23 protein-coding genes are annotated in these 21,992 nt (G+C 35.7%); 4 read left to right on the top strand and 19 right to left on the bottom strand.

Annotation, left to right across the window (positions count from 1 at the left end; all coding sequences use genetic code 11):
* Nucleotides 1–6 precede the first annotated feature (6 nt).
* The 7 genes from sucD to ABMQ40_RS00685 all read right to left on the bottom strand — a co-directional run bounded on the left by sucD (nt 7) and on the right by ABMQ40_RS00685 (nt 7,090).
* Entirely contained in the window at nt 7–879 is an 873-nt protein-coding gene (gene sucD, locus ABMQ40_RS00715; RefSeq protein ID WP_370895501.1) for a succinate--CoA ligase subunit alpha, read from the bottom strand.
* Between the two features lie 90 nt (nt 880–969).
* The gene (locus tag ABMQ40_RS00710; protein ID WP_370895499.1) at nt 970–1,872 is read right to left on the bottom strand and encodes a UDP-3-O-(3-hydroxymyristoyl)glucosamine N-acyltransferase; all 903 of its coding nucleotides are present in this window, start codon (nt 1,870–1,872) and stop codon (nt 970–972) included.
* Between the two features lie 68 nt (nt 1,873–1,940).
* Entirely contained in the window at nt 1,941–2,507 is a 567-nt protein-coding gene (gene efp / locus ABMQ40_RS00705; RefSeq protein WP_370895497.1) for an elongation factor P, read from the bottom strand.
* A 70-nt stretch (nt 2,508–2,577) separates the two neighbouring features.
* Nucleotides 2,578–3,369, bottom strand: coding sequence for an acyl-ACP--UDP-N-acetylglucosamine O-acyltransferase (lpxA, locus tag ABMQ40_RS00700; protein ID WP_370895495.1), 792 nt, complete (start codon nt 3,367–3,369; stop codon nt 2,578–2,580).
* Entirely contained in the window at nt 3,370–4,767 is a 1,398-nt protein-coding gene (locus ABMQ40_RS00695) for a bifunctional UDP-3-O-[3-hydroxymyristoyl] N-acetylglucosamine deacetylase/3-hydroxyacyl-ACP dehydratase (RefSeq protein WP_370895493.1), read from the bottom strand.
* On the bottom strand, nt 4,760–5,791 hold the full coding sequence (gene lpxD, locus ABMQ40_RS00690; protein ID WP_370895491.1) for a UDP-3-O-(3-hydroxymyristoyl)glucosamine N-acyltransferase: 1,032 nt from the start codon (nt 5,789–5,791) through the stop codon (nt 4,760–4,762). The genes ABMQ40_RS00695 and lpxD overlap by 8 nt, the downstream gene beginning before the upstream one ends.
* 72 nt (nt 5,792–5,863) lie before the next feature.
* The gene (locus tag ABMQ40_RS00685; RefSeq protein WP_370896133.1) at nt 5,864–7,090 is read right to left on the bottom strand and encodes an HD domain-containing protein; all 1,227 of its coding nucleotides are present in this window, start codon (nt 7,088–7,090) and stop codon (nt 5,864–5,866) included.
* A 208-nt stretch (nt 7,091–7,298) separates the two neighbouring features.
* On the opposite strand from ABMQ40_RS00685, the gene ABMQ40_RS00680 reads away from it, so the two are divergent.
* The 4 genes from ABMQ40_RS00680 to ABMQ40_RS00665 all read left to right on the top strand — a co-directional run bounded on the left by ABMQ40_RS00680 (nt 7,299) and on the right by ABMQ40_RS00665 (nt 10,803).
* Nucleotides 7,299–7,676 (top strand): nuclear transport factor 2 family protein, encoded by a 378-nt coding sequence (locus ABMQ40_RS00680; RefSeq protein WP_370895489.1) that lies wholly within the window; start codon nt 7,299–7,301, stop codon nt 7,674–7,676.
* 421 nt (nt 7,677–8,097) lie between these two features.
* The gene (gene porX / locus ABMQ40_RS00675; RefSeq protein WP_370895487.1) at nt 8,098–9,642 is read left to right on the top strand and encodes a T9SS response regulator signal transducer PorX; all 1,545 of its coding nucleotides are present in this window, start codon (nt 8,098–8,100) and stop codon (nt 9,640–9,642) included.
* Nucleotides 9,643–9,748: 106 nt separating this feature from the next.
* A complete protein-coding gene (locus tag ABMQ40_RS00670) occupies nt 9,749–10,042 on the top strand; it encodes a YciI family protein (protein ID WP_370895485.1) in 294 nt (97 codons plus the stop codon).
* On the top strand, nt 10,039–10,803 hold the full coding sequence (locus tag ABMQ40_RS00665; protein WP_370895483.1) for an exodeoxyribonuclease III: 765 nt from the start codon (nt 10,039–10,041) through the stop codon (nt 10,801–10,803). The genes ABMQ40_RS00670 and ABMQ40_RS00665 overlap by 4 nt, the downstream gene beginning before the upstream one ends.
* Before the next feature lie 72 nt (nt 10,804–10,875).
* On the opposite strand, the gene ABMQ40_RS00660 is transcribed toward ABMQ40_RS00665, so the two are convergent.
* The 12 genes from ABMQ40_RS00660 to ABMQ40_RS00605 form a co-directional block, all read right to left on the bottom strand.
* Complete coding sequence (locus tag ABMQ40_RS00660) at nt 10,876–11,244, bottom strand: septal ring lytic transglycosylase RlpA family protein (protein ID WP_370895481.1); 369 nt, start codon at nt 11,242–11,244, stop codon at nt 10,876–10,878.
* 293 nt (nt 11,245–11,537) lie between these two features.
* Nucleotides 11,538–12,236, bottom strand: a complete 699-nt coding sequence (locus tag ABMQ40_RS00655; RefSeq protein ID WP_370895479.1) for a phage tail-like protein — start codon at nt 12,234–12,236, stop codon at nt 11,538–11,540.
* A gap of 65 nt (nt 12,237–12,301) precedes the next feature.
* On the bottom strand, nt 12,302–12,916 hold the full coding sequence (locus ABMQ40_RS00650; protein ID WP_370895477.1) for a phage tail-like protein: 615 nt from the start codon (nt 12,914–12,916) through the stop codon (nt 12,302–12,304).
* Nucleotides 12,917–13,289: 373 nt separating this feature from the next.
* Nucleotides 13,290–14,609 carry a 30S ribosomal protein S12 methylthiotransferase RimO gene (gene rimO, locus ABMQ40_RS00645; RefSeq protein WP_370895475.1) on the bottom strand — a complete coding sequence of 440 codons (1,320 nt, stop codon included), beginning with the start codon at nt 14,607–14,609 and terminating at the stop codon, nt 13,290–13,292.
* A gap of 94 nt (nt 14,610–14,703) precedes the next feature.
* Nucleotides 14,704–15,249, bottom strand: coding sequence for a dTDP-4-dehydrorhamnose 3,5-epimerase (gene rfbC, locus ABMQ40_RS00640; RefSeq protein WP_370895473.1), 546 nt, complete (start codon nt 15,247–15,249; stop codon nt 14,704–14,706).
* Between the two features lie 10 nt (nt 15,250–15,259).
* Complete coding sequence (locus ABMQ40_RS00635; protein ID WP_370895471.1) at nt 15,260–16,459, bottom strand: hypothetical protein; 1,200 nt, start codon at nt 16,457–16,459, stop codon at nt 15,260–15,262.
* 43 nt (nt 16,460–16,502) lie between these two features.
* Nucleotides 16,503–17,450, bottom strand: a complete 948-nt coding sequence (locus tag ABMQ40_RS00630; protein ID WP_370895469.1) for a sugar transferase — start codon at nt 17,448–17,450, stop codon at nt 16,503–16,505.
* Between the two features lie 90 nt (nt 17,451–17,540).
* Entirely contained in the window at nt 17,541–18,287 is a 747-nt protein-coding gene (locus ABMQ40_RS00625; protein ID WP_370895467.1) for a glycosyltransferase family 2 protein, read from the bottom strand.
* An 11-nt stretch (nt 18,288–18,298) separates the two neighbouring features.
* On the bottom strand, nt 18,299–19,318 hold the full coding sequence (locus ABMQ40_RS00620) for an NAD-dependent epimerase/dehydratase family protein (RefSeq protein WP_370896131.1): 1,020 nt from the start codon (nt 19,316–19,318) through the stop codon (nt 18,299–18,301).
* Between the two features lie 5 nt (nt 19,319–19,323).
* Nucleotides 19,324–20,064: a glycosyltransferase gene (locus ABMQ40_RS00615; RefSeq protein ID WP_370895465.1), complete on the bottom strand. Its 741-nt coding sequence runs from the start codon at nt 20,062–20,064 to the stop codon at nt 19,324–19,326.
* Nucleotides 20,061–20,888 carry a glycosyltransferase gene (locus ABMQ40_RS00610; protein ID WP_370895463.1) on the bottom strand — a complete coding sequence of 276 codons (828 nt, stop codon included), beginning with the start codon at nt 20,886–20,888 and terminating at the stop codon, nt 20,061–20,063. The genes ABMQ40_RS00615 and ABMQ40_RS00610 overlap by 4 nt, the downstream gene beginning before the upstream one ends.
* Nucleotides 20,889–20,905: 17 nt before the next feature.
* Nucleotides 20,906–21,976 (bottom strand): EpsG family protein, encoded by a 1,071-nt coding sequence (locus tag ABMQ40_RS00605; RefSeq protein WP_370895461.1) that lies wholly within the window; start codon nt 21,974–21,976, stop codon nt 20,906–20,908.
* Between the last annotated feature and the right edge of the window lie 16 nt (nt 21,977–21,992).

Genomic DNA, 21,992 nt, shown 5'->3' with positions numbered 1-21,992 from the left:
TTTTAATTATGCTAATACTTTTGCCACAGTTGCGCCGATGTCAGCCGGAGAATCCACAACGTTGATACCGTTTTCTCTCATGATCTCCATTTTGGCCTGAGCCGTATCTTCCGCACCTCCTACGATAGCACCGGCATGCCCCATGGTTCTTCCTTTAGGAGCAGTTTGTCCTGCGATAAATCCTACAACCGGCTTGGCAGATCCGCTGGCCTTATACCATCTTGCCGCTTCAGCTTCCAAACCACCGCCAATTTCACCAATCATTACTACGGCATCTGTTTCCGGATCGTTGATGAACAATTCCAAAGCTTCTTTTGTAGTTGTTCCGATGATCGGATCACCACCGATACCGATAGCGGTAGAAATACCGTAACCGGCTCTCACCACCTGATCAGCTGCTTCATAGGTAAGGGTTCCTGATTTGGAAACGATACCTACTTTTCCTTTTTTGAAAACAAAACCTGGCATAATACCAATTTTAGCTTCTTCAGAAGTAATGATTCCAGGGCAGTTCGGGCCAATCAGCCTGCAGTCTCTGTCAGCGATATAAGATTTTACTTTTACCATATCCGCTACAGGAATACCTTCAGTAATACATACGATCACTTTGATACCTGCCTCAGCAGCTTCCATAATTGCATCTGCAGCAAATGCAGGTGGTACGAAAATAATGCTCACGTTAGCTCCCGCCTTTTCAACCGCTTCAGCCACCGTATTAAATACAGGCTTCCCCAAATGCTCGCTGCCTCCTTTTCCAGGAGTAACCCCTCCTACTACGTTTGTTCCGTATTCAATCATCTGGCTTGCATGGAAAGTACCTTCGTTCCCTGTAAATCCTTGTACAATTACTTTAGAATCTTTGTTTACTAAAATTGACATTTTATTGTTGTTTAAATTTATTTTTTTATTTATTAATGCTCACAAATTTACTTATTTTTCTTGATTATAGATCAATGAAAATGATTTGTTTTATTCGAGGTTTCTTAATTTCACTTCTTTTTTGAGGTAGGTTCTGAAATCTTCGGCAATAGGACCAAAATAGGTTCCTTTTGCCAGGTCTCTGTTCACTCCTACCTGTGCAAGAAGTACGGTTCCTTTTTCAAGCCTTATCCCGGAAGCTACCCCGGCCTGCCCCCAGATCGTCACCTCGTCCTCCAGGATGCAGCAGCCTGCAATTCCCACCTGAGAAGCGATAAGACATTTTTTACCTATCACCGTATCATGCCCGATCTGGATCAGATTATCCAAAACGGAGCCCTCCCCGATCACTGTAGAATCCGTAACACCTCTGTCAATGGTACAATTGTTTCCGATTTCCACATTATTTTCAATAACAACATTTCCTACAGAGATCAAACGATCAAAATTTCCGTCCAGTTTACGGTAATAGAAAGCATCGCCACCGATAACAGTTCCCGACTGGATGATCACATTATCACCGATGACCGTTCTGTCCCCGATGACCACATTAGGGAAAATCAGGGTATTTTTCCCGATCTTCACATTATTTCCAATGACCGCCGAAGAATGGATTTTTGTTCCTTCACCGATCTCAACATCATTAAGCTCTTCCGTGAAGTTATATATTCTTGTAAAATGAGTATTGATTCTGTTAAAGTCCCTGAAAGGATCATCAGAGATCAGGAGTGCTTTTCCCTCCGGGCATTCCACTTCCTTATCAATCAGGATGACGGTTGCTGCCGAATGCAGGGCTTTATCATAGTATTTAGGATGGTTAACAAAAACTATTTCCCCGGGCTTTACCATGTGGATCTCATTAGTTCCCAGAACCTCAAAGTCTTCAGGCCCAACAAATTTTGCACCTATTAAACCGGCTATAGTTTTAAGCTTTTGTGGAGAATGGAATCTCATAGGATTAATTTTCTTATAAAACAAAATTCGGACTGCAATTGCAAACCGAATTTATATAATTTTTATTATTATTCTTTTACTCTTTCCAGGTAAGACCCGTCTTCTGTATTCACCTTGATCTTGTCTCCCGGCTCAATGAACAAAGGAACCATAACTCTTGCCCCTGTTTCCACGATGGCATTTTTAAGAGCATTTGTAGCTGTATTTCCTTTTACACCCGGATCTGCTTCAATAACGTCCAGATAAACGGATTGCGGAAGCTCTGCAGAAAGCGGGGTTTCATCTGCCTCTTTCAGAATAATGGTCACTTCTTCGCCCGGTTTCATAAACTGGGAGTTCTCAATCATGTCCTTATTGATGTATAGCTGAGAGAAGTCTTCGTTATTCATAAAGTGGAACCCGTTGTCATCATCATACAGATACTGGTATTTTCTTGTGATCACCTTTACCTCATCAATTTTATGACCTGCTGAGAAAGTGTTATCAATCACCTTACCGTTGGTTACTGATTTTAATTTTGTTCTTACGAAAGCAGGTCCTTTTCCTGGTTTTACGTGAAGAAACTCGATTACTTTATAAATATCGTTGTTGTACTCGATGCAAAGTCCCTTTCTGATATCGTTACTTGTTGCCATTAATTTTTTATATTATCTTTTTGTTATTGCTATGCTTATACGAAAATAATTTCAAATCAGATTTCGTTATTTAATTTTCTTTCCCTGTTCCGTACCCTTTCACGATACCTCTTGGTGAATTTTGAATAAACTGAAGGATCTCATCCCTTTCAGCAGTCGGAAGCATTTCTTTTTCAATGTAAGAAATGGCCTGGGAAACATTCATTTTCATCTGGAATATCGATCTGTAGATCTTCTGGATCTCAAAGATTTTCTCGTTGGTAAATCCTCTTCTTCTTAACCCTACTGAATTGATCCCCGCATAGGACATTGGCTCCCTTGCTACTTTGATGTAAGGTGGGATGTCTTTTCTTACCAAAGTTCCTCCTGAAATCATTACATGCTTGCCGATCTTTCCGAACTGGTGAACCGCGCTAAGGCCACCCATTACGGTATAATCGCCAATTTCCACATGCCCGGCGATACCACAGCCGTTTACAATGATAACGTGATCTCCTATGACGCAATCATGAGCGATATGGGAAGTTGCCATAATAAGGCAGTTTTTTCCGATCTTGGTATATCCCAGGGCTTTTGTTCCTCTGTTTACCGTTACGCTTTCCCGGATGGTAGTATCATCGCCAATAATTACCTGGGTATCTTCTCCATCAAATTTTAAGTCCTGAGGGATCGCCGAAATCACAGTTCCCGGGAAAATCTTACAGTTTTTACCGATTCTTGCTCCATCCATAATGGTAACATTAGGACCGATCCAGGTTCCTTCTCCTATTTCCACGTCCCCTGCAATTGTAGTAAAAGGTTCTACAATAACGTTTTTGCTGATTTTTGCACGTTTATCTACGGCTGCTAATTGATGAATCATTTAATCAACTTTATTTTTTGCAACTTGAGCCATTAATTCCGCTTCCACTGCTATGGAATCTCCCACATACCCGTACCCCTGCATGTGAACAATGCCTCTTCTGATAGGCTCGATCAATTCTATCTTGAAAATGAGCGTATCTCCGGGAACTACTTTTCTTTTGAATTTTACTTTATCAATTTTGATAAAATAGGTAGAGTAATTTTCAGGGTCAGGAACGCCTGCCAGTACCAGGATACCTCCTGTCTGTGCAAGAGCCTCTACCTGAAGGACTCCGGGCATTACAGGTTCTTTCGGGAAGTGTCCTACAAAGAAAGGCTCATTCATTGTGACATTTTTCAGACCTACAACGTGAGAATCTGACAATTCAAGAACTTTATCGATCAGCAAAAACGGAGGCCTGTGCGGCATGAGACGCATAATTCCGTTGATATCGAAAACAGGTTCTTTAGTAAGGTCAAAATCGGGAACGTTTTTCTTTTTTTGTAATTTCCACTGCCGGTTCAGTCTTTTTGCGAACTGGGTGTTTACATAGTGCCCCGGCTTATTTGCTATCACTTTTCCTTTTATTTTCACCCCTGCCAAAGCCAAATCACCGATCACATCCAGCAATTTATGCCTTGCCGCTTCATTAGGGTAGTTTAAGGTAAGATTGTCCAGAATGCCATTAGGTCTGATAGAAACATTGTCTTTTCCGAAGGCTTTTTTCAGCTTTTCCGTAGTATCAGGGGTCAGATCCTTATCTACGTAAACAATAGCGTTGGAAATATCTCCCCCTTTTATCAATCCGTGGTCCAAAAGCATTTCCAGCTCATGCAGGAAGCTAAATGTTCTTGCGGATGAAATTTCATCTTTAAATTCTGAAATATGTTTGAGGGTGGCATTCTGGGTACCCAATACTTTGGTCCCGAAATCCACCATGGTTGTAATTTCGTAGGTATCTGAAGGAATAATGGTGATCTCTGATCCGGTAGCAGGATCTGTATAGTTCAGAACTTCTTTAATAACCAGATATTCCCTGGCCACGTTCTGTTCTACCACTCCCACACTTTCAATAGCCTCCACAAAATATTTTGAAGATCCGTCCATAATCGGAGGCTCTGAGGCATCCATCTCCAAAATGGCATTGTCTACGTCACATCCCACTAAAGCAGCTAAGAGATGTTCACAGGTAGTAATTTTTACACCTAATTTTTCTAATGTTGTTCCTCTTTCGGTTGCTACTACATAATTAACATCTGCTTCTACCTGAGGGTGCCCCTCCAAATCCGTTCTTACAAAAACAAAACCTGTATTTTCTTTGGCAGGTCTGATGGTCAGTTTTACTTCTTTACCAGTATGAAGGCCTATTCCGGAAAGCGTTACTGCTTCCCGAAGCGTTTTTTGCATATCACTCATTAGTTTTATCTTTTGAGTTATTCTCAAGATTATTTATTCTGCTTACAATTTCAGTAAAGTTTCTGAAGTGGACATAGTTTCTGCGGAAGTCTGATGCGGAGATTGCAGGTGATCCATATAAAACCTCGCCGTCTTCCACATTATTGTTTACGCCGCTTTGAGCCTGGATTTTAACCTGGTTGCCAATGTTGATATGTCCCACAACCCCGACCTGTCCTCCGATCTGATTCCAGTTGCCGATAGTAGTAGAGCCTGCAATTCCGGCCTGGGCTGCAATTACGTTATTCTGCCCTATCTTAACATTGTGAGCAATCTGTATAAGATTATCTATTTTAGTTCCTTTTCCGATAATGGTAGAGCCAATGGTAGCCCTGTCTATACTGCAGTTAGAGCCGATCTCAACATCATCTTCGATAATTACATTTCCCAGCTGGGGAATTTTCTTGAATCCTTCCGCAGTAGGCTGGAAACCAAAACCATCACCTCCGATAACGGTATTGGAATGGATAACGCAATTATCACCAATGATACAGTAATCATAGATTCTCGCTCCGCTATCGATCTTGCAGTTTTTTCCTATCCTGACTCCTTTTCCTATATAAACATGAGGATAGATCTGGGATCCTTCCCCGATCTTCACCTTTTCAGAAACATAGGTAAACGCTCCTATATACACCTTATCCCCGATCCTAGCGGTATCATGAATGGAAGAACCGTCTTCAACACCTTCTTTTCTGCCCTGCATTTCCTGGTAAAGGTTCATAAGGACCTGAAAAGACAAATAGGCATCTTTTACAGAAATAATCGTAGAATCATAGGTTTCTTTTGTCAGAAGCTTTTCAGAAACAATAAGTACGGAACATTTAGTGGTATCCAGATAATGGGAAAACCGATCTTGTGCTATAAAAGAAAGATGCCCCGGTTCCCCATTTTCAATTGGTGAAACTCCTGTAATAAGTGCATTTTCATCACCTATTATTTTTCCGTCAATAAAACTTGCAATTTGCGAAGCTGTAAATTCCATATTCTGCAAAGATAAGAAATTCTATAATTCGCAAACATTTTTTGGTTTTCGGATGTTGAATTTTAATATTCTTTAAGAATTCATTGCCCCCAATATCCTTGGGAAAGTCAGGATATACCTGGTGGTTTTGTTCATCATCAGTCCCGATAAAAGCTGGTCTTCCGACTCATCCAGGCGGATTTTCCGTCCATCTTTCTGTAGCAGGAAGATGGGCTGTTTCTCCGTATTATAAGGCAGAAGTTTGCGCTTGATCTCCTGTACCAATTCTGTTCCATTATCAATTCCGAAAAATTCATTGGTATTCTTTATCTTTTCCTCAATAAATTTTTCTTCGAACGGATGTGATGAAATAATGGTTTTCGGGAGGTTTCTCTGAATAACGGATTTACACCAGTAAGATAAAACAAAATCATCGGAATTCTGCCATGATTTCATGGCCTGGATCACATCATTATCATCAAGCTTTGTAAACCTTTCAATATCCTCATCCGTTGCAGAGCTTTTGCCACGATACAGAAAGTACTTCAGATTATCTGTTGCAGGAAGATCAATATTTTGGGAAATCAGATATTTGGCCCTTTCAAGAATTTTAACCAAAATAAATTCTGCCAGGGCTGATGTTTTATGATAATATACCTGCCAGTACATGAACATTCTTGCCGTTAAAAAGTTTTCAATGGAATAAATACCTTTCGCATCAATCACCAGTTCACCTTTGTCACAAACATTCATCATGGAAATGATCCGTTGGGTATTGATATTCCCTTCCGAAACTCCTGTGAAGAAGCTGTCCCTCTTCAGATAATCCAGTCTATCAACATCCAGCTGGGATGAGATAAGCTGATTAAAGAATTTTCTGTGATATTTTCCCTGAAACATCTCAATTGCCATTGCCAGCTGACCATTGAATTCATCATTCAACCTGCTCATCAGCAATAACGAAAGATTCTCGTGGTGCCAGTCATCCATCAGCATGCTTTCCAGCGCATGGGAAAAAGGTCCGTGTCCGATATCATGCATCAGGATCGCCAGCATGGCTCCTTTTTCTTCTTCTTTGGAGATTTGGATTCCTTTCAGTTTTAAAGTTTCCAAAGCAGTAAACATCAGATGCATGGCTCCCAAGGCATGATGGAACCTGGTATGCGTGGCGCCCGGAAAAATAAGATTCAAAAGACCGGTCTGACCAATTCTTCTTAATCTCTGAAAGTAGGGATGTTCAATAATATCAAATAAAATTTCGTGTGGAATTTTGATAAACCCGTGGACAGGATCGTTGATGATTTTTAGCTTATTCTGCATTGAAACTTCAATATTAGTAAACAAAGTTAGGAATTTTAAATTTGAGGAATGATTAAATTACCATTAACCATGCTAATACTGTTCATTATAGCCGGCTATTTTCAGAACATTCAGGCTGTAATGACCTGCCACTTTTAATTATTCACACGTCAGTTATCCTATAATTATTTTTGTTATCTTTAATTTTTAAATTAAAACACAATTGATTATGACAACAAAACTAAACCCTATTTTACTTTTCGTAATAATAGTAGCATCATTGTATAACTGCCAGGGCAAAGATCAAAATACTTCACACGGGAATCATTCATGTTCAAATTATTCAATCGAGCAGAATAAAAAAATCGTTATTGATTTTTACCAACAAATGTTTGGAGATAAAGACATCAGTGCCGTTGATAAATATATTGCCCCTGATTATATTCAGCACAACCCTAATGTGGCAGATGGTGCAGAGGCGTTTAAAAAAACTGCAGCCAAATGGTTTGAAGGCAAACCAAAAACGAAGGTTGATATTCAGCATATTGCAGCAGAAGGAGATCTTGTTTTTATTCATATTAAAATATCAGACCTGATGGGGGATTGAAATCAACAATAGATATTTTTAGATTGAAGGATGGAAAAATAGTTGAACACTGGGATGTACATGAGGACGTTCCTCAACAATCCGCAAACAGCCATCCAATGCTTTGATTTAACGATATAAAAGAAAATACAATAGCTTTAATGAGAAATATTTTGGTCTTTCTAAGTTTTAAACTTTCCGAACAAATCTCTCTGAAGTAAAAAAAGTTCAATAAGATCAATAAAGTTTTTCGGAAATCAATTTTTTGAGTAAATTTTATAGCTGAAAAAACCGTATCGGAAAAATAAAAAACGGGATTACAGGCCGGACAGCCAAGGTCAATGGATATTAACTAATATTTAACTTATTTGCCTGTTTTTTTTCAGAATTTTATAAAGATTTGGTCAACATTTTGATACAATAACCATGTAAAAAATAAATTATGTCGGAAAAGATATTATGGATTGATGATGAAATAGATTTACTTAAACCTCACATCGTATTTTTAGAAAAAAAGGGTTACCAGGTAACCCCTGTTAATAACGTCAATGAAGCATTGGAACTGATGGATTCAGAGAAGTTTGCCCTGACGCTGATTGATGAGAACATGCCCGGAATTTCAGGCCTGGAAGCTATTCCTATGATCAAGGAAAAGGATAATTCTTTGAAAATAGTGATGGTAACAAAAAGTGAAGAGGAGCATATCATGGAAGAAGCTATCGGCTCCCAGATTGCTGATTACATTTTAAAACCTGTAAATCCCAATCAGATTCTTTTATCCTTAAAGAAAAACCTTCAGCAGGATAATCTTGTTGAACAAAAAACCATTCTGCAATATCAACAGGAGTTCAGAAATCTTTCTATGGAGCTTTCTTACCTGCGAACCTACCACGACTGGGCAGAATATTATAAAAAGATCCTGAACTGGGAAATCAAGTTTGATAAGGTAACGGATAATGAGTTTGCAGATCTATTGTTGACCCAAAAGGAAGAAGCCAATATCCAGTTTGCGAAATTCATCGAAAATAATTACCAGGACTGGCTGCATGATTCAGATAAGCCGATTATGAGCCATACTCTTTTTAAGGAAAAGATAAAACCGGAGGTTGAAAAAGATAAAGTTCTTCTATTGATGATTGACAATCTTCGCTATGACCAGTGGAAAGTGATTGAACCTTTGTTCACGAAATATTACAATAAGGTTTCTGAAGATTATTATTACAGCATCCTTCCTACAGCCACACAATATGCAAGAAATTCTTTCTTTGCAGGCCTTATGCCTTCTGAAATTGAAAAGCGTTTTCCGGACAAATGGTTCAATGATAATGAAGAAGGAAATAAAAATGAGTATGAGCGTGATTTTCTGGAAGATCAGATGAAAAGAATTGGTCTGGGCTCTAAGTCTATGAAATACCTGAAAGTGCTGAATGCAGATTTTGAAAGAAAGATCTATGATGATTTTAACCAGCATAAAAATAATGACCTTCTGGTCATCGTATATAATTTCATCGATATCCTTTCTCATGCTAAAACGGATAACCATATCGTGGACCAGCTGATCCGTGATGATAAAACTTTCAGATCGCTTACTCTTAACTGGTTTGAAAATTCTTCATTAATGAAGATCATCAAAGTAGCTGCTGAAAATGGCTATAAGCTTGTAATAACCACAGATCACGGAACTGTATATGTAAAAAAGCCCAGCAGGGTTGTTGGAGACAGAGAGACCTCTACAAACATCCGGTATAAGACCGGAAAGAGCCTTACCTATGATGACAATGACGTATGGGCTATTACCAATCCGGAAAAACTGTTTTTACCAAAAGGAAATCTGAGCTCCAAATATATTTTTGCCAAAAACAATATTTTCCTGGCTTATCCTAAAAATTATAATCATTTTGTAAACTACTATAAAGAAACTTATCAGCATGGCGGGATCTCACTGGAAGAGTGTATTATTCCCATCAGTATTTTAGAACCCAAGTAGTTTTTTTTCATAGTTTATTAATTGGGTTTGGGCGGAAAAAATCAGCTGATTTTTTCCGCCTGTTTTTATTACTCTGAAAAGAGTTCATATATTCGTAAAAAAATTAATGTTGATTATTTCGCTTACTTATAAAGCACCACTTTCAGAGGTAGAAAGGCTCATTCCTGAGCATAATGATTTTCTTGAAAAATATTACCGCCAGGGAAAGTTTATTGCTTCGGAAAAAAAAGAACCCAGAACAGGAGAAATAATACTGGCCAACGCGGACAGCAGGGATCAGGTCATGAACATGATCACTGAGGATCCCCTTCATATTCACCGAATAGCAGATTACAACGTTACGGAATTTCTGCCCTCAAAATACAATGACAATTTTAAATTTTTTATAGAGACTGCATGAGATTAATCACTTATAATGTAAACGGAATCAGGGCTGCCTTTACCAAGGATTTTTTGGGCTGGCTGAAGTCTGTAGATCCTGATATAGTGTGTATTCAGGAAAGTAAAGCCGGAAATGATCAGATAGATATAGAGAGTTTTGAAAGGTTAGGCTATAACAGCTATTGGCATTCTGCCGTGAGAAAAGGCTATAGTGGAGTAGGGATAGCATCAAAAATACAGCCGAATCATATAGAGTATGGTTGCGGAATAGAAAGTTATGATAATGAAGGCAGGATCATCCGGGCAGATTTTGATGGTTATTCCGTTATCTCAGTATATGTGCCTTCCGCCTCCAATATCGACAGGCTGGATTTTAAGATGCAATTTTGCTATGATTTCTCAGACTATATTAAGGATTTGAAAAAGGATATTCCCAACCTTATTATTTCGGGAGATTTCAACATCTGTCACCAGGCTATAGACATCCACGATCCGGTGCGGCTTAAAAACGTTTCGGGCTTTCTCCCGATAGAAAGAGAGTGGATGACCAATTTTATAGAGGAATGTGAGCTGATAGACAGTTTCAGATTTTTTAATCAGGAGCCCGAACACTACACCTGGTGGAGTTACAGGCAAAATTCCAGGGCTAAAAATAAAGGCTGGAGATTAGATTACAATTTCGCTTCTTATTCTTTAAAAGAAAAGCTCTCCAGGGCCGTTATTCTGAAAGAGGCTGTACATTCGGACCATTGTCCTGCATTGCTGGAGTTAGATATTTGATGATATGAACAATACAGATAATAAAGCAGCCAACCTGGATCAGGTTGGCTGCTTTTACTTTAAATCATAAATTTAATCGACAATTTCATATTCAACCGGAATTGTACCATCTTCAATGTCTCCGATCGCATCGAACGCGGCTTTAGAAATATCTAATGCTCTTGATGAATGGAAAGGCCCTCTGTCATTTATTCTTACTACTACTTCTTTCCCATTGTCCAGATTGGTAACTTTAATATTAGTTCCAAAAGGAAGCGTTCTGTTTGCTGCGGTAAATTTTGAGTTATCAAAAATTTCCCCGCTTGCTGTTTTTCTACCGTTAAACTTATCGTGGTAGTACGATGCATAGCTTGTTTTTTTCGCAATGGCATTATTCTTGAAAGAATAAATACCAAAGGCTGAAATCATCATTATGATTACGAGAATGAATCTTTTCATCACTTTGAACTTTATTGGTTATGACGCAGCAAATGTATCATGATTCCACCAAAGTCCCTACTTTAAATGTTAAAAAATGTTAATAAAAAACAAATATTTTGTTAATAATTACTGTAACTCCCTATAAATAGGGATTCTTACCCCTATTGTTAAAAAACGTTAAAAAACACATTGAAAAGTTAATAGATTTAACTAATAAAACAATCTACAAAATAAATAATAGGAAAACATAGTATTACAGAACAAAAAAAACCAATGAAATTTTCATTGGTTTTTATTATAATATTAATAGGATATTATTTCAAATATTCTAAAACGTAATCATAGGTATCTGCCGGATAAACTACGGACATGTTTGGTGATCCTGTAATAGCCGCACCGGTAGTAGAGTCATAAGAATATAAATTTCTTGCGTACACTACTTTATTACCTGTACCTGTTGTTTTAAAGATTGTGATACCGTATAAAGAGGTTATACCTGCCGGAGGAGTTATTGTAACTGCTGTAGAAGTACCGGTAGTTGTAAACTGACCTCTAATAGCGTACACCTGAGCTCCGTCCACCAATGTATTGGTAGCTGTACCAGCCGGATCATTAGTTACATTAAATTTAGGATCAGCACCTCCACCCAAAGGTCTCCAAGTACCTCCTGTATTGGTTGTAGATTTATTATCATAATACCAGAATCCAGGGCTCAGGGTACCTTGAGTAGAACCAACTCCCGCTACTCCACCTGTTGCGGTGTTATAAACGATCATACCGTCAAAACGAGATGGATAGTTATTTGGTATACCTGACGTACCTGAAAGGCCGAAAGCGGCAAAAGTTGATAAGTCAGTTCTAGGGAATAACAGACCTTTACCTATATTTGTAGTAGAGTTTGTTGCAGTATTAGAAGATGCATCGATAAATGCCGAGCTACCAGGAGCTGCAGGGTTTGTACTACTGTTAACGATTCTTACCTGAGCAAAAGAGAAGCTTACACCAGCTGCCATTAATATAACAGCTAAAAATTTATTTGTAAATTTTTTCATAACTTAATTTTTAAAATGTTATATTATTAGAAACCTGTTAAGTAAGACCAAGAACCAGCGCCAGTACCTCCTAAGTAAATCAGGATAGCAGCCTGTTGCGGCTGAATAGCTGTATTGGCAGTTTCTCTAGGAGCAGGAACAATATCTACCTGCTGAGAACCTCTGTTTGTAACATATAATTTTTTTCCAACAGTAACCCCGGTAGTAGGTAAGGTAATAGATTGTCCTGTTACATTTACATTTAATAAGATTATATCTTCTGTTGCAGGAACGGTGTAACTTGTAGTTTGTTCAGCAGATACAACTAATGCCGTGTTTACAGCTGATCCACTTCCTACTGCTTTCCAAACATTGTTTGGAGCATCATAGTAGTAAAACCCTGTGGCTGTTACATTAACCGTTTTGGCAGTAGTAGTGCCATCAACAGCATTTACAAATACAAAAGCTCCGTTTTGCGCTGTATTATAAGCTGCATTTTTAGCAGCCAGCTGATCTTCTGACATTCGAGGGACCAAAAGCGCATCAGGCCTAGCATTATCGGTAGTGTTAGCCACAATGTCTAAAGTAGCCGATGGTGTGGCTGTATTGATACCTACACGACCTTGCTGAGCTTTAGAAAGCGCTGAGATGCAAACAAGCATAGTTGTTGTTAATAAAAATTTTTTCATAAGTTTTTAAAGATTTAAATTATATTTTCACCGGTAATTTTTTTTCAAACTGTGTCTATATTAATTAAGTTAAAAATTAAGAAATATTAAAATAATTTCTATCTCAACCTAATCCTTTAGTATTCAACAATTAGCATTGATAAAAACTATCTATATTGCAAAGTTAAGATATAATTTTTAATATCTATACTATCTTGTTAAAAAAAATCAATAATTTTTAATTTGACAAATACAACGATTTATAAATCAATGATTTAAGCACAAAATAAAGCATAGACAAAAACATTAATTTTTATTAATATACAAGAAATTAATGATTTATCTATTAAAAATATTCTAAAATCTGCTAATTTTTTATAATTCTTTTAATTAATTCCCCATATAAATCAAATTCCTCGGCAGAGGTAATTTTCACTTCTGCAAATTCACCGATCGAGATGTAATTCCCTTCCGCAGAAACCAAAACCGTATTGTCCACATCCGGGGAATCATATTCAGTCCTACCGATGAAATAATTTCCTTCTTTTCTGTCGAATATGCACTTAAACACTTTTCCGATCTTCTCCTGGTTTTTTTCCCAGGAAATCTGAGATTGTATCTCCATGATCTCTTCTACTCTTGCTTCCTTTACTTCCTGAGGAATGTCATCTTCAAGCGCATAAGCTGTTGTATTTTCTTCATGGGAATAAGTAAAACATCCCAGCCTGTCGAATTTTTGTTCTTTTACCCATTCTTTAAGCTCCTGAAATCTTTCTTCAGTTTCACCAGGATAGCCCACGATTAAAGTGGTCCTGATTGCCATATCAGGTACTTTTTCCCTGAATTTGGCTAGAAGCGCATCAGTTTTTTCATGGGTAGTTCCTCTTTTCATGGATTTTAACAAATCCGAGTTGATATGCTGGAGAGGGATATCGATGTAGTTACACACCTTTGGCTCTTCCCGGATGATATCCAGAACATCTTCAGGAAAACCGCTGGGAAAGGCATAATGAAGACGAATCCAATGAATGCCCTCCACTTTCACAAGCTCTTTCAATAAATCCCCAAGTGCCCGCTTTTTATATAGATCCAAACCATAATAGGTAAGATCCTGAGCAATCAGAATCAGCTCCTTGGTTCCCGATCTGGCTAATTTCTGAGCTTCTGTCACCAGCTTTTCTATAGGTGTCGAAACATGGCCGCCTCTCATCAGCGGAATGGCACAAAAAGAGCAGGGTCTGTCACAACCTTCAGAAATTTTGAGGTATGCATAATGCTTTGGAGTGGTTGTAAGTCTTTCTCCAACCAACTCATGCTTATAGTCAGCCCCGAGATGCTTTAGCAGAACCGGCAGGTCTCTGGTCCCAAAATATTGGTCCACATCCGGGATTTCTTTTACCAGATCCGGTTTGTATCTTTCCGAAAGGCATCCCGTCACAAAAACTTTCTCTACTTCTCCCCTGTTCTTAGCCTCTACATAATCCAGAATGGTATTGATCGACTCTTCTTTGGCATTGTCAATAAACCCACAGGTATTAATCACCACAATATCCCCTCTGTCTTCATGTACAACATCTTTTCCGTTAGCTTTTAGCTGGCTCATCAAAACCTCGGAGTCATAGACATTTTTAGAGCAACCAAGAGTAACAATATTTATTTTTTTCTTCCCTACAGATTTTGTACGCATCTTTTTGATTTTGAGTTGGCAAAGATACAAATTATTAGGCAGTCAGATTAAAAAAATAAACCACTGTATTAAAGTGGTTTCAGTAATATCTGTGTTAAAAGTTTTTTTTCCTGAAGCCAGGAGCATTCTTATCTTTATCAGAAAGAATCGCCCGCGTTTCATCTATCTTCCAGTCTATCCCAAGATCAGGATCATTGAATTTCACACTTCCCTCCGATTCTTTATTATAATAATTATCGCATTTGTAAGAAAATATGGCCGTTTCACTTAATACGGAAAATCCATGCCCAAATCCTCTCGGTACATACAATTGCAGTTTATTTTCTGCGGTAAGCTCTATTCCGAACCATTTTCCAAAAGTAGGCGAATCCTCTCTCAGGTCTACTGCGACATCCCAAACTCTTCCTTCCAAACAGGAGACCAGTTTTGCCTGCGCATGCTTCCCTTTCTGAAGATGAATTCCCCGAAGTACGCCATAAGAGGATTTTGAAATATTGTCCTGGACAAAATGGCCGTTCATCCCGGTAAGTTCTTCAAATTTTTTTTCATTGTATTTTTCAAAAAAATAGCCTCTATCATCCTCAAAAATGGTAGGCTCGATGATATAGCAATCCTTAAGAGGGGTGTTTTTTATTATCATAGTTGCAGTATTATTTCTTATAAGTAAATATAAGTACATCTCCGGGTAAAATCGTATCACTATGCCTTCTTTTTGTTAAAAGAGATATAGTTTTACCTGTATCATTATTTACTTTTCTAAGTGATAATTTTAATTTGTATGAAAAATATAAATTCTGATGTAAAGATTTATTTTGGATAATGATAAATTCATTATTTCCATTGGACATGTATGATATCAACGCTTCTCCACCTTTGGTAGAAAAGGAGGAAAAGGAATTAGGAATAGAAAATAATCTTTTAGTACCTTGAGGTATCCTATCTCCTGTATGGAAGATTGCATTGGATTTGGCACCAAGGAAAACCCATGCCAAACGCTGAATTTCTTCATTTACTGTTTTTACGACGCTATAAGTGGGAGTAGGATTTCCTTTATCATCTACTATTGAATATCCATATTTTTCTTTCCTCCAATTATATTCATACGTCAAAGTCCAGTAAGCAAAGTATTGCAACCCTTGAGCCCCATACAAGAGGTTACTAAACTGCTGAAGTCTTATGCCTTCAATAGTGGGTTGTAAATAATTATAATGAATTGTAGAGTTGGCAAACGCCCAAAAATTGATTTTATTTTTAAGGCAGATATCCCTTACTGTTTCAAGATTCTGATACCAATCCCCTCTCACTTCATTATTAACGATAGGATAATGATCAAATGACAGGAATTCAACAGGTACTTTTTGCAAAAAGAGATCCAGATACTCACGGTAGCTGTACCCATCGATTACATCTTTGCCCACATAATTTGGGAATAAATTTATATAAGTGATATGGTTTGAATCATATTTCCTGATCTCACGTACAATTTTAGCCAATTCATCAAATTTACTTGGTGGGGGTTCATCTAAGAGACAGTACCCATATAATGCTGGATGGTTTTTTAAAAGTTTAACTGTTCGTTCCGTATCAGAAAATAAAGTTTCCACTTTAATAACTAATTTTACTCCTGCTTCTTGTGCTGCATCAAGCGCACGTAAGACCTCTTCATTATTGTTAAATAATGTGTAGCATATATCGATACCTGCTTTTTTCATGGTTGTGAACTGGTCTTTTGTGGAATATTGCCCGGGAGGAACTCCATGAAACGCAAAAACAGGTAACTTTTCCTTTTTTTGAGAGAATAAATGGACACATATAAATAGGAAAATGATAAGTATTAATCTTTTAAACATTTTTTTTAATATATCGTTTATAAAGATAGAAATTATAATAAAGCTAGTTACTATTTAGAGTGAATATTACCTGAATTGTTTTTAATAAAATCTTAATATCCAACATCGGAGAATAGTTTTTAATATAATATAAATCATACTCCAATTTTTTCAGATTATCTTTGGGCGTTGCTTTTGGTAAATTTACTTGAGCCCAGCCGGTAATTCCTGGTTTTACCAAATGTCTCAAATCAAAATATGAATTTTCAGCAACAGATTCCTCAACATATTTTTGTTGTTCTGGCCTGGGGCCTATAAGGCTCATATTCCCGTTTAAAACATTAAAGAGCTGAGGAAGTTCATCTATTTTGGTCATTCTAAGGAATTTACCAACCGCCAATAACCTGTCATCATTATCTTTAGTATAATCCCCACTATGATTTTTTTTCATAGTTCTCAGCTTATATATTTTGAATTTTTTTGAATTTTTTCCTACTCTTTCCTGCGCAAAAAAAACTTTTCCAGGTGAGTTAAAAAAAACTAATACAGATCCAAAAAGAATGATTGGTAAAGCTATAGGTAATAATATTATGGATATTGTTAAATCAATAATTCTTTTTAGAAAGAAATCATTTTTTTCCAGACCAATAGAAAAAATGTCATCAGCCAAATATTTATTATCATTTAATTTTACAAGAGGAATTCTTCCACAAATTCTCTCGTAAAACTCATGAACTTCGAACACTTGTATACTTTGAAGCTTAGCTTCAATAATATCGTTCGTTATTTTTTCGGGAAGGCGGTTAAGGTCTGACGTTTCTATAACTATAGTTTTTATATTTAATTTTTGTATATATTCAAAGATACTTTTATCATTGTTCTCTGAATTAAAAAATACAGATTTCCGAGATTTTTTAAAATTTTCATCTTTTAAAATCTTTTTAGTAATATTACTTATATTAATAAAAAGATACCTCTCACCATAATTAGAAAGACTTAAATATTTTTTCATACTTTTTATAAAGTTCTCAAAAATCTATTTGCCCAGCATCCTGGAAATACAAATATATAATTTATATATTCTGTATATTACTAAAATTGATCAAAAATATTGAAAAATTTTAGAGATCCATCTTTTATAGGGATAATAGAAAGGAACCCTTATATTGTGTTTTATAAATGCGTTTAAAATTTCTGATTTTCCTTTTTTTATGTTTGAAAAACTTCTATTAGACTCCCCTCCCAACCTCATTTTTAGAATAAAGTCTGCAAGGTAAAAGGAAGACACTTGCGACTTTTCTAAAAACCTTAACATAATTTCAAAATCGGCAGCAATTTTATATTTTAGGTCAAAAAAACCAAATCTATCATAAACTGTTTTTTTTACAAAAAAAGTAGGATGTGCCGGGTGCCATCCACTAATAAAGGGTTTTCTTTTTCCTGTTTTCCATTTTCGGACGATTTTATCTGTATCATCTTCTTTTACATAATACAGATCTGCATAAACAGAATCCACATTATTTTTTTGAAAGCAATGCACTATTTTCTGTAGAATAGTTTCTGAAATATAAAAATCATCAGAATTAAGAAGTCCTATAATATCTCCCGTACACATTTTAATGCCTTTATTCATTGCATCATAAATTCCATTATCTTTCTCACTGAGCCAACGCAGTTTACCTTCAAACAATGGCTCATAAGATCTAATTATATCAAGTGTTCTATCAGTAGATGCTCCGTCTATAATAATATATTCAAAATCTTTATGCGTTTGATTTAAAACAGATTCTATAGCGGTTTTCAAATATTTTTCACTATTCCAGCAAACTGTAACAATACTTACTTTCATCTTTAGCTATATTATACAGAATGTACTACCGCATTTTTCTGAACCTGTTCAGAAATCCATTGATACGTTTTCTCCATTCCGACCCTTAACGGCTGGGAAACCTCCCATCCTATTTTTTCTTTATATAACCTATTATGGGAATTTCTACCTTTTACACCCAAAGGGCATTTGAATCCATATTTATCGAAAAATGCCTGACCTTCCAAATTATTAATCGTTAAATCTTTCTCGGAAATATCAATAGCCATTTGAGCTAACTCATTGATCGAAACCATCTCTTCACTTCCTATATTCACAGGCCCTGAAAAATCTGACGCCATCAATCTTAATACGGCCTCTATACATTCGTCAATATATAGAAATGATCTTGTTTGTTTACCATTACCCCAAACTTCTATTTGGCCTCCGTCCGTCATCTCTGCCACTTTTCTGCACATAGCGGCTGGTGACTTTTCTTTTCCCCCTGTCCAAGTTCCTTGTGGTCCAAAAATATTATGAAACCTTGCTATTCTTACATTTAAATCATAATTTCTATTGTATGCTAGATATAATCTCTCAGAGAATAATTTTTCCCAGCCATACTCAGAATCAGGATTTGCCGGATAGGCTGAACTTTCTTCACAGTTAGGATTATCCGGATCTAACTGATTATGCTCAGGATACATGCAAGCTGATGAAGAATAAAAAACTTTCCCAACTTTTTTTATAACACACTCTCTGGCAACATTCAGATTAATTAATGCTGAATTATGCATCACATCTGCATCATGTTCACCTGTAAAAATATACAATGCTCCTCCCATATCAGCAGCAAGCTGATATACCTCATCGACATTCTCTTCAATGACAAGTTTTACAACTCCGGGGTCCGTAAGATCTCCAACGATAAATTCATCACAAATTTCAGAATGATCAAAGTATTCATGTTTTTTTATATCACAAATCCTAACGTGGTGTCCTTCTTTTTTTAATCTTTTTCCAAGATGGCCTCCGATAAAACCTCCGCCACCTAAAATCACGACCTTTTTCATAGTTTTCAACTATTGTTAATTAATTTTATCCTTTTCAATATAAGCAGAATATTTTTACAAAAATAATATCTTGCCTTTAGTTTTTGAACAATATTTCTCTTCTTTAAACTTTCGTTATTATAATGTACTCTATAAATAAGAGTGTCATCTTCAAGATGGTAAATAGATTTTAGGATATTTGCGCTTATTGCCATCCACAAATCATGGGCCTCAATATAAGCCGGAAATGGAAAAATGTATTCTAAGAACCTACGTTGCATTATCATTGTACAACCATAATAAGCGGATTTGCCTTTAAAAATCCTGTGAATATTTTCAGAAAATCTGTTTGAATTTTCATTTTTAAGCCTTAGGAATTCTATTCTATTATTTGACTCATTATTAATATGAAAATTGGATGCAACTAATAATACATTTTGTTTTTTGATTGTATTATACAATTTTTCTAATCGGCCGGGGAGCCAAATATCATCCTGGTCACTAAAACAAATATAGTTTTTACTAGCTAAGCCTAAGGCTCTCTCAAAAGTTCTGACATGTCCAATATTCTTTTCATTACTGAAAAGTTTAATATAATGGCTTTGAAAGCTTTTTATAATATCTATTGTATTATCTGTTGAGCAATCATCTATAATAATCAGTTCATCTCCTGGTATTAGTTGAACCAGAATAGAATCTATTTGTTCAGATATATAGCAACCGCCATTGTATGAAGCCATACAAACAGAAATATTTTCTCTCATCATTTTTGTAATCTTATTCTAATAAATCTTAAGGTCTTATATTGCCATGTCAGCCTTATTAGATGTGGCAAATCTATAAAAAAAAACATACGTATGCTGCTATTATTGATTTTTTTAAAAGAAAAAAGATCTCTCAAAAAAATTCTGTATCTGAACACAGCTTTATCCAATGAATTCACCTCTGTTGAAAAAGATTGTTTCAAAATAACAGGAAGTATAGTAATTTTATCTGTATGTTTTGAAACTCTTCGAATAAACTCATGGTCACAAAAGTCCACCCGTAAGCTGTTATTATAACCACCTACTTTAAAAAAAAAGGAAGTTTCGACTAATAATCCTGAATTAATACATGTGTGAGTTTTTGCATTGATTTGAGAATCATTTAAAGTATGAAGATTTATTGAACGATAATTTTTATACTTTGAAGGGGAAAATATAAGATTTCCATTCATAATGACAGGTACTGCTATTGATACATTATTCTGAGTAACAAAATTGTAATACTGATCATAAAAATCTATCGGCAAATGTGTATCCTGATCTAAAAATATAATATATTGATATCCGTTTTTTTTAGCATATATTGCTATTTCGTTATAGGCATATGATATTCCCGGGTTTTTCGGATCATGAAAATAATATGAGAAAACTCCATCAGTATTCCTCTCAAAGGATACACACCAATCATTTGAATCTGTATTATCAAAAACAAATAAGTTAAGTTTTTTATTTGGATTATTACTATACTTATAAGAATTCTTTAAATCAATAAAAGTAATTGATTTATTGTATTTTTCTCTAAAACATACTAACCCAAATAAAATCATTCGCTAATCTTTTTCATTTATAACCAAGAATTATATTCTTTAAAGATATCAGCCACTTCTACTAAATAATAAACCTGTATACAAGAAAAAATTAGAATTATTATCCAGCCAACAATTTTTAATTTTGCAGGAAAAATGTGTATTAACATAGGATAAAGTATAATCTGTATTACAGAATACATTTCAAACGTTCTTGTAGAAAAAACCTGTGCACCAGACACACTCAATATTAAAAATAAAGAAACCGAAATGATATGTATCTTAAATAACAAATCAAAAAACCTGATATTCTTCATTTTTGTGTAAAATATTGAAAATACACCCAGCATAAATATACCAAATAGCATCTTAAAATTAAATATATTAACGCTATCTTCCTTCATCCATTCCATCATCTCCATATATAGTTTAATTCTTGGGAATATACGGTCCAGCATTAATACTGTGAGAAGATTAATATTGAATACAAGTAAAAAAATAGATATAGCCACCAGAATGTAATAATATTTAATATTTACATTTAGGGTAAATAAAAGCCATGGAAGAAGAAATAGTATACTTGAGGAATGGAAGAAGAAACATAATAATAATTTCACAAAAAACGGTACATATTCTCTGTCCTCAATATTTTTAATTGATAATAAAAAAATGCCCGCTGCCACACCTGCCCGTATAGTAGTCATTTCCTGCATAAGATATAAGTTACCTATATACAGCAGGACACTTAAAAAAATAAATTCAGAATATTTTGCAATTGCTGTAATTTTAAAAGAAACCCCTAGTGTGGCAAATAATAAAAAAGACGCTTTAGCAACTTCAATATTATTATTGAAAAATAATTTAAAAAAATGTGGTATAACAAACATACACCATTCTAAGGGCACTTCTCTTCCAGCAAAATCGGGAATATCACGCTCAATATATCTCATTGATTTAAGATACATATAATAATCACTATCAATACCAAACCGGGTTCCTGCAAAAATGGAAAGCCCAATTGCAAGTACTATACATAATGCTTTTTTATACTTAAAATCTGCTATAAAAGACAATACTCCCGAAAAAACAAAAACAATATAGTATGCCATTAAAGTATCTATTGAT

Source organism: Chryseobacterium gossypii (genome assembly GCF_041361455.1).
Taxonomy (GTDB): Bacteria; Bacteroidota; Bacteroidia; order Flavobacteriales; family Weeksellaceae; genus Chryseobacterium; species Chryseobacterium gossypii.
This window is presented reverse-complemented; position numbering and strand designations above follow the sequence as displayed.

Bases quoted from the DNA above. Each gene is read 5' to 3' on its own strand.
- sucD (WP_370895501.1), bottom strand. From the start codon at position 879: ATGTCAATTTTAGTAAACAAAGATTCTAAAGTAATTGTACAAGGATTT.
- ABMQ40_RS00710 (WP_370895499.1), bottom strand. From the start codon at position 1,872: ATGAGATTCCATTCTCCACAAAAGCTTAAAACTATAGCCGGTTTAATA.
- efp (WP_370895497.1), bottom strand. From the start codon at position 2,507: ATGGCAACAAGTAACGATATCAGAAAGGGACTTTGCATCGAGTACAAC.
- lpxA (WP_370895495.1), bottom strand. From the start codon at position 3,369: ATGATTCATCAATTAGCAGCCGTAGATAAACGTGCAAAAATCAGCAAA.
- ABMQ40_RS00695 (WP_370895493.1), bottom strand. From the start codon at position 4,767: ATGAGTGATATGCAAAAAACGCTTCGGGAAGCAGTAACGCTTTCCGGA.
- lpxD (WP_370895491.1), bottom strand. From the start codon at position 5,791: ATGGAATTTACAGCTTCGCAAATTGCAAGTTTTATTGACGGAAAAATA.
- ABMQ40_RS00685 (WP_370896133.1), bottom strand. From the start codon at position 7,090: ATGCAGAATAAGCTAAAAATCATCAACGATCCTGTCCACGGGTTTATC.
- ABMQ40_RS00680 (WP_370895489.1), top strand. From the start codon at position 7,299: ATGACAACAAAACTAAACCCTATTTTACTTTTCGTAATAATAGTAGCA.
- porX (WP_370895487.1), top strand. From the start codon at position 8,098: ATGTCGGAAAAGATATTATGGATTGATGATGAAATAGATTTACTTAAA.
- ABMQ40_RS00670 (WP_370895485.1), top strand. From the start codon at position 9,749: ATGTTGATTATTTCGCTTACTTATAAAGCACCACTTTCAGAGGTAGAA.
- ABMQ40_RS00665 (WP_370895483.1), top strand. From the start codon at position 10,039: ATGAGATTAATCACTTATAATGTAAACGGAATCAGGGCTGCCTTTACC.
- ABMQ40_RS00655 (WP_370895479.1), bottom strand. From the start codon at position 12,236: ATGGCAGCTGGTGTAAGCTTCTCTTTTGCTCAGGTAAGAATCGTTAAC.
- ABMQ40_RS00650 (WP_370895477.1), bottom strand. From the start codon at position 12,916: ATGCTTGTTTGCATCTCAGCGCTTTCTAAAGCTCAGCAAGGTCGTGTA.
- rimO (WP_370895475.1), bottom strand. From the start codon at position 14,609: ATGCGTACAAAATCTGTAGGGAAGAAAAAAATAAATATTGTTACTCTT.
- rfbC (WP_370895473.1), bottom strand. From the start codon at position 15,249: ATGATAATAAAAAACACCCCTCTTAAGGATTGCTATATCATCGAGCCT.
- ABMQ40_RS00635 (WP_370895471.1), bottom strand. From the start codon at position 16,459: ATGTTTAAAAGATTAATACTTATCATTTTCCTATTTATATGTGTCCAT.
- ABMQ40_RS00630 (WP_370895469.1), bottom strand. From the start codon at position 17,450: ATGAAAAAATATTTAAGTCTTTCTAATTATGGTGAGAGGTATCTTTTT.
- ABMQ40_RS00625 (WP_370895467.1), bottom strand. From the start codon at position 18,287: ATGAAAGTAAGTATTGTTACAGTTTGCTGGAATAGTGAAAAATATTTG.
- ABMQ40_RS00620 (WP_370896131.1), bottom strand. From the start codon at position 19,318: ATGAAAAAGGTCGTGATTTTAGGTGGCGGAGGTTTTATCGGAGGCCAT.
- ABMQ40_RS00615 (WP_370895465.1), bottom strand. From the start codon at position 20,064: ATGATGAGAGAAAATATTTCTGTTTGTATGGCTTCATACAATGGCGGT.
- ABMQ40_RS00610 (WP_370895463.1), bottom strand. From the start codon at position 20,888: ATGATTTTATTTGGGTTAGTATGTTTTAGAGAAAAATACAATAAATCA.
- ABMQ40_RS00605 (WP_370895461.1), bottom strand. From the start codon at position 21,976: ATGGCATACTATATTGTTTTTGTTTTTTCGGGAGTATTGTCTTTTATA.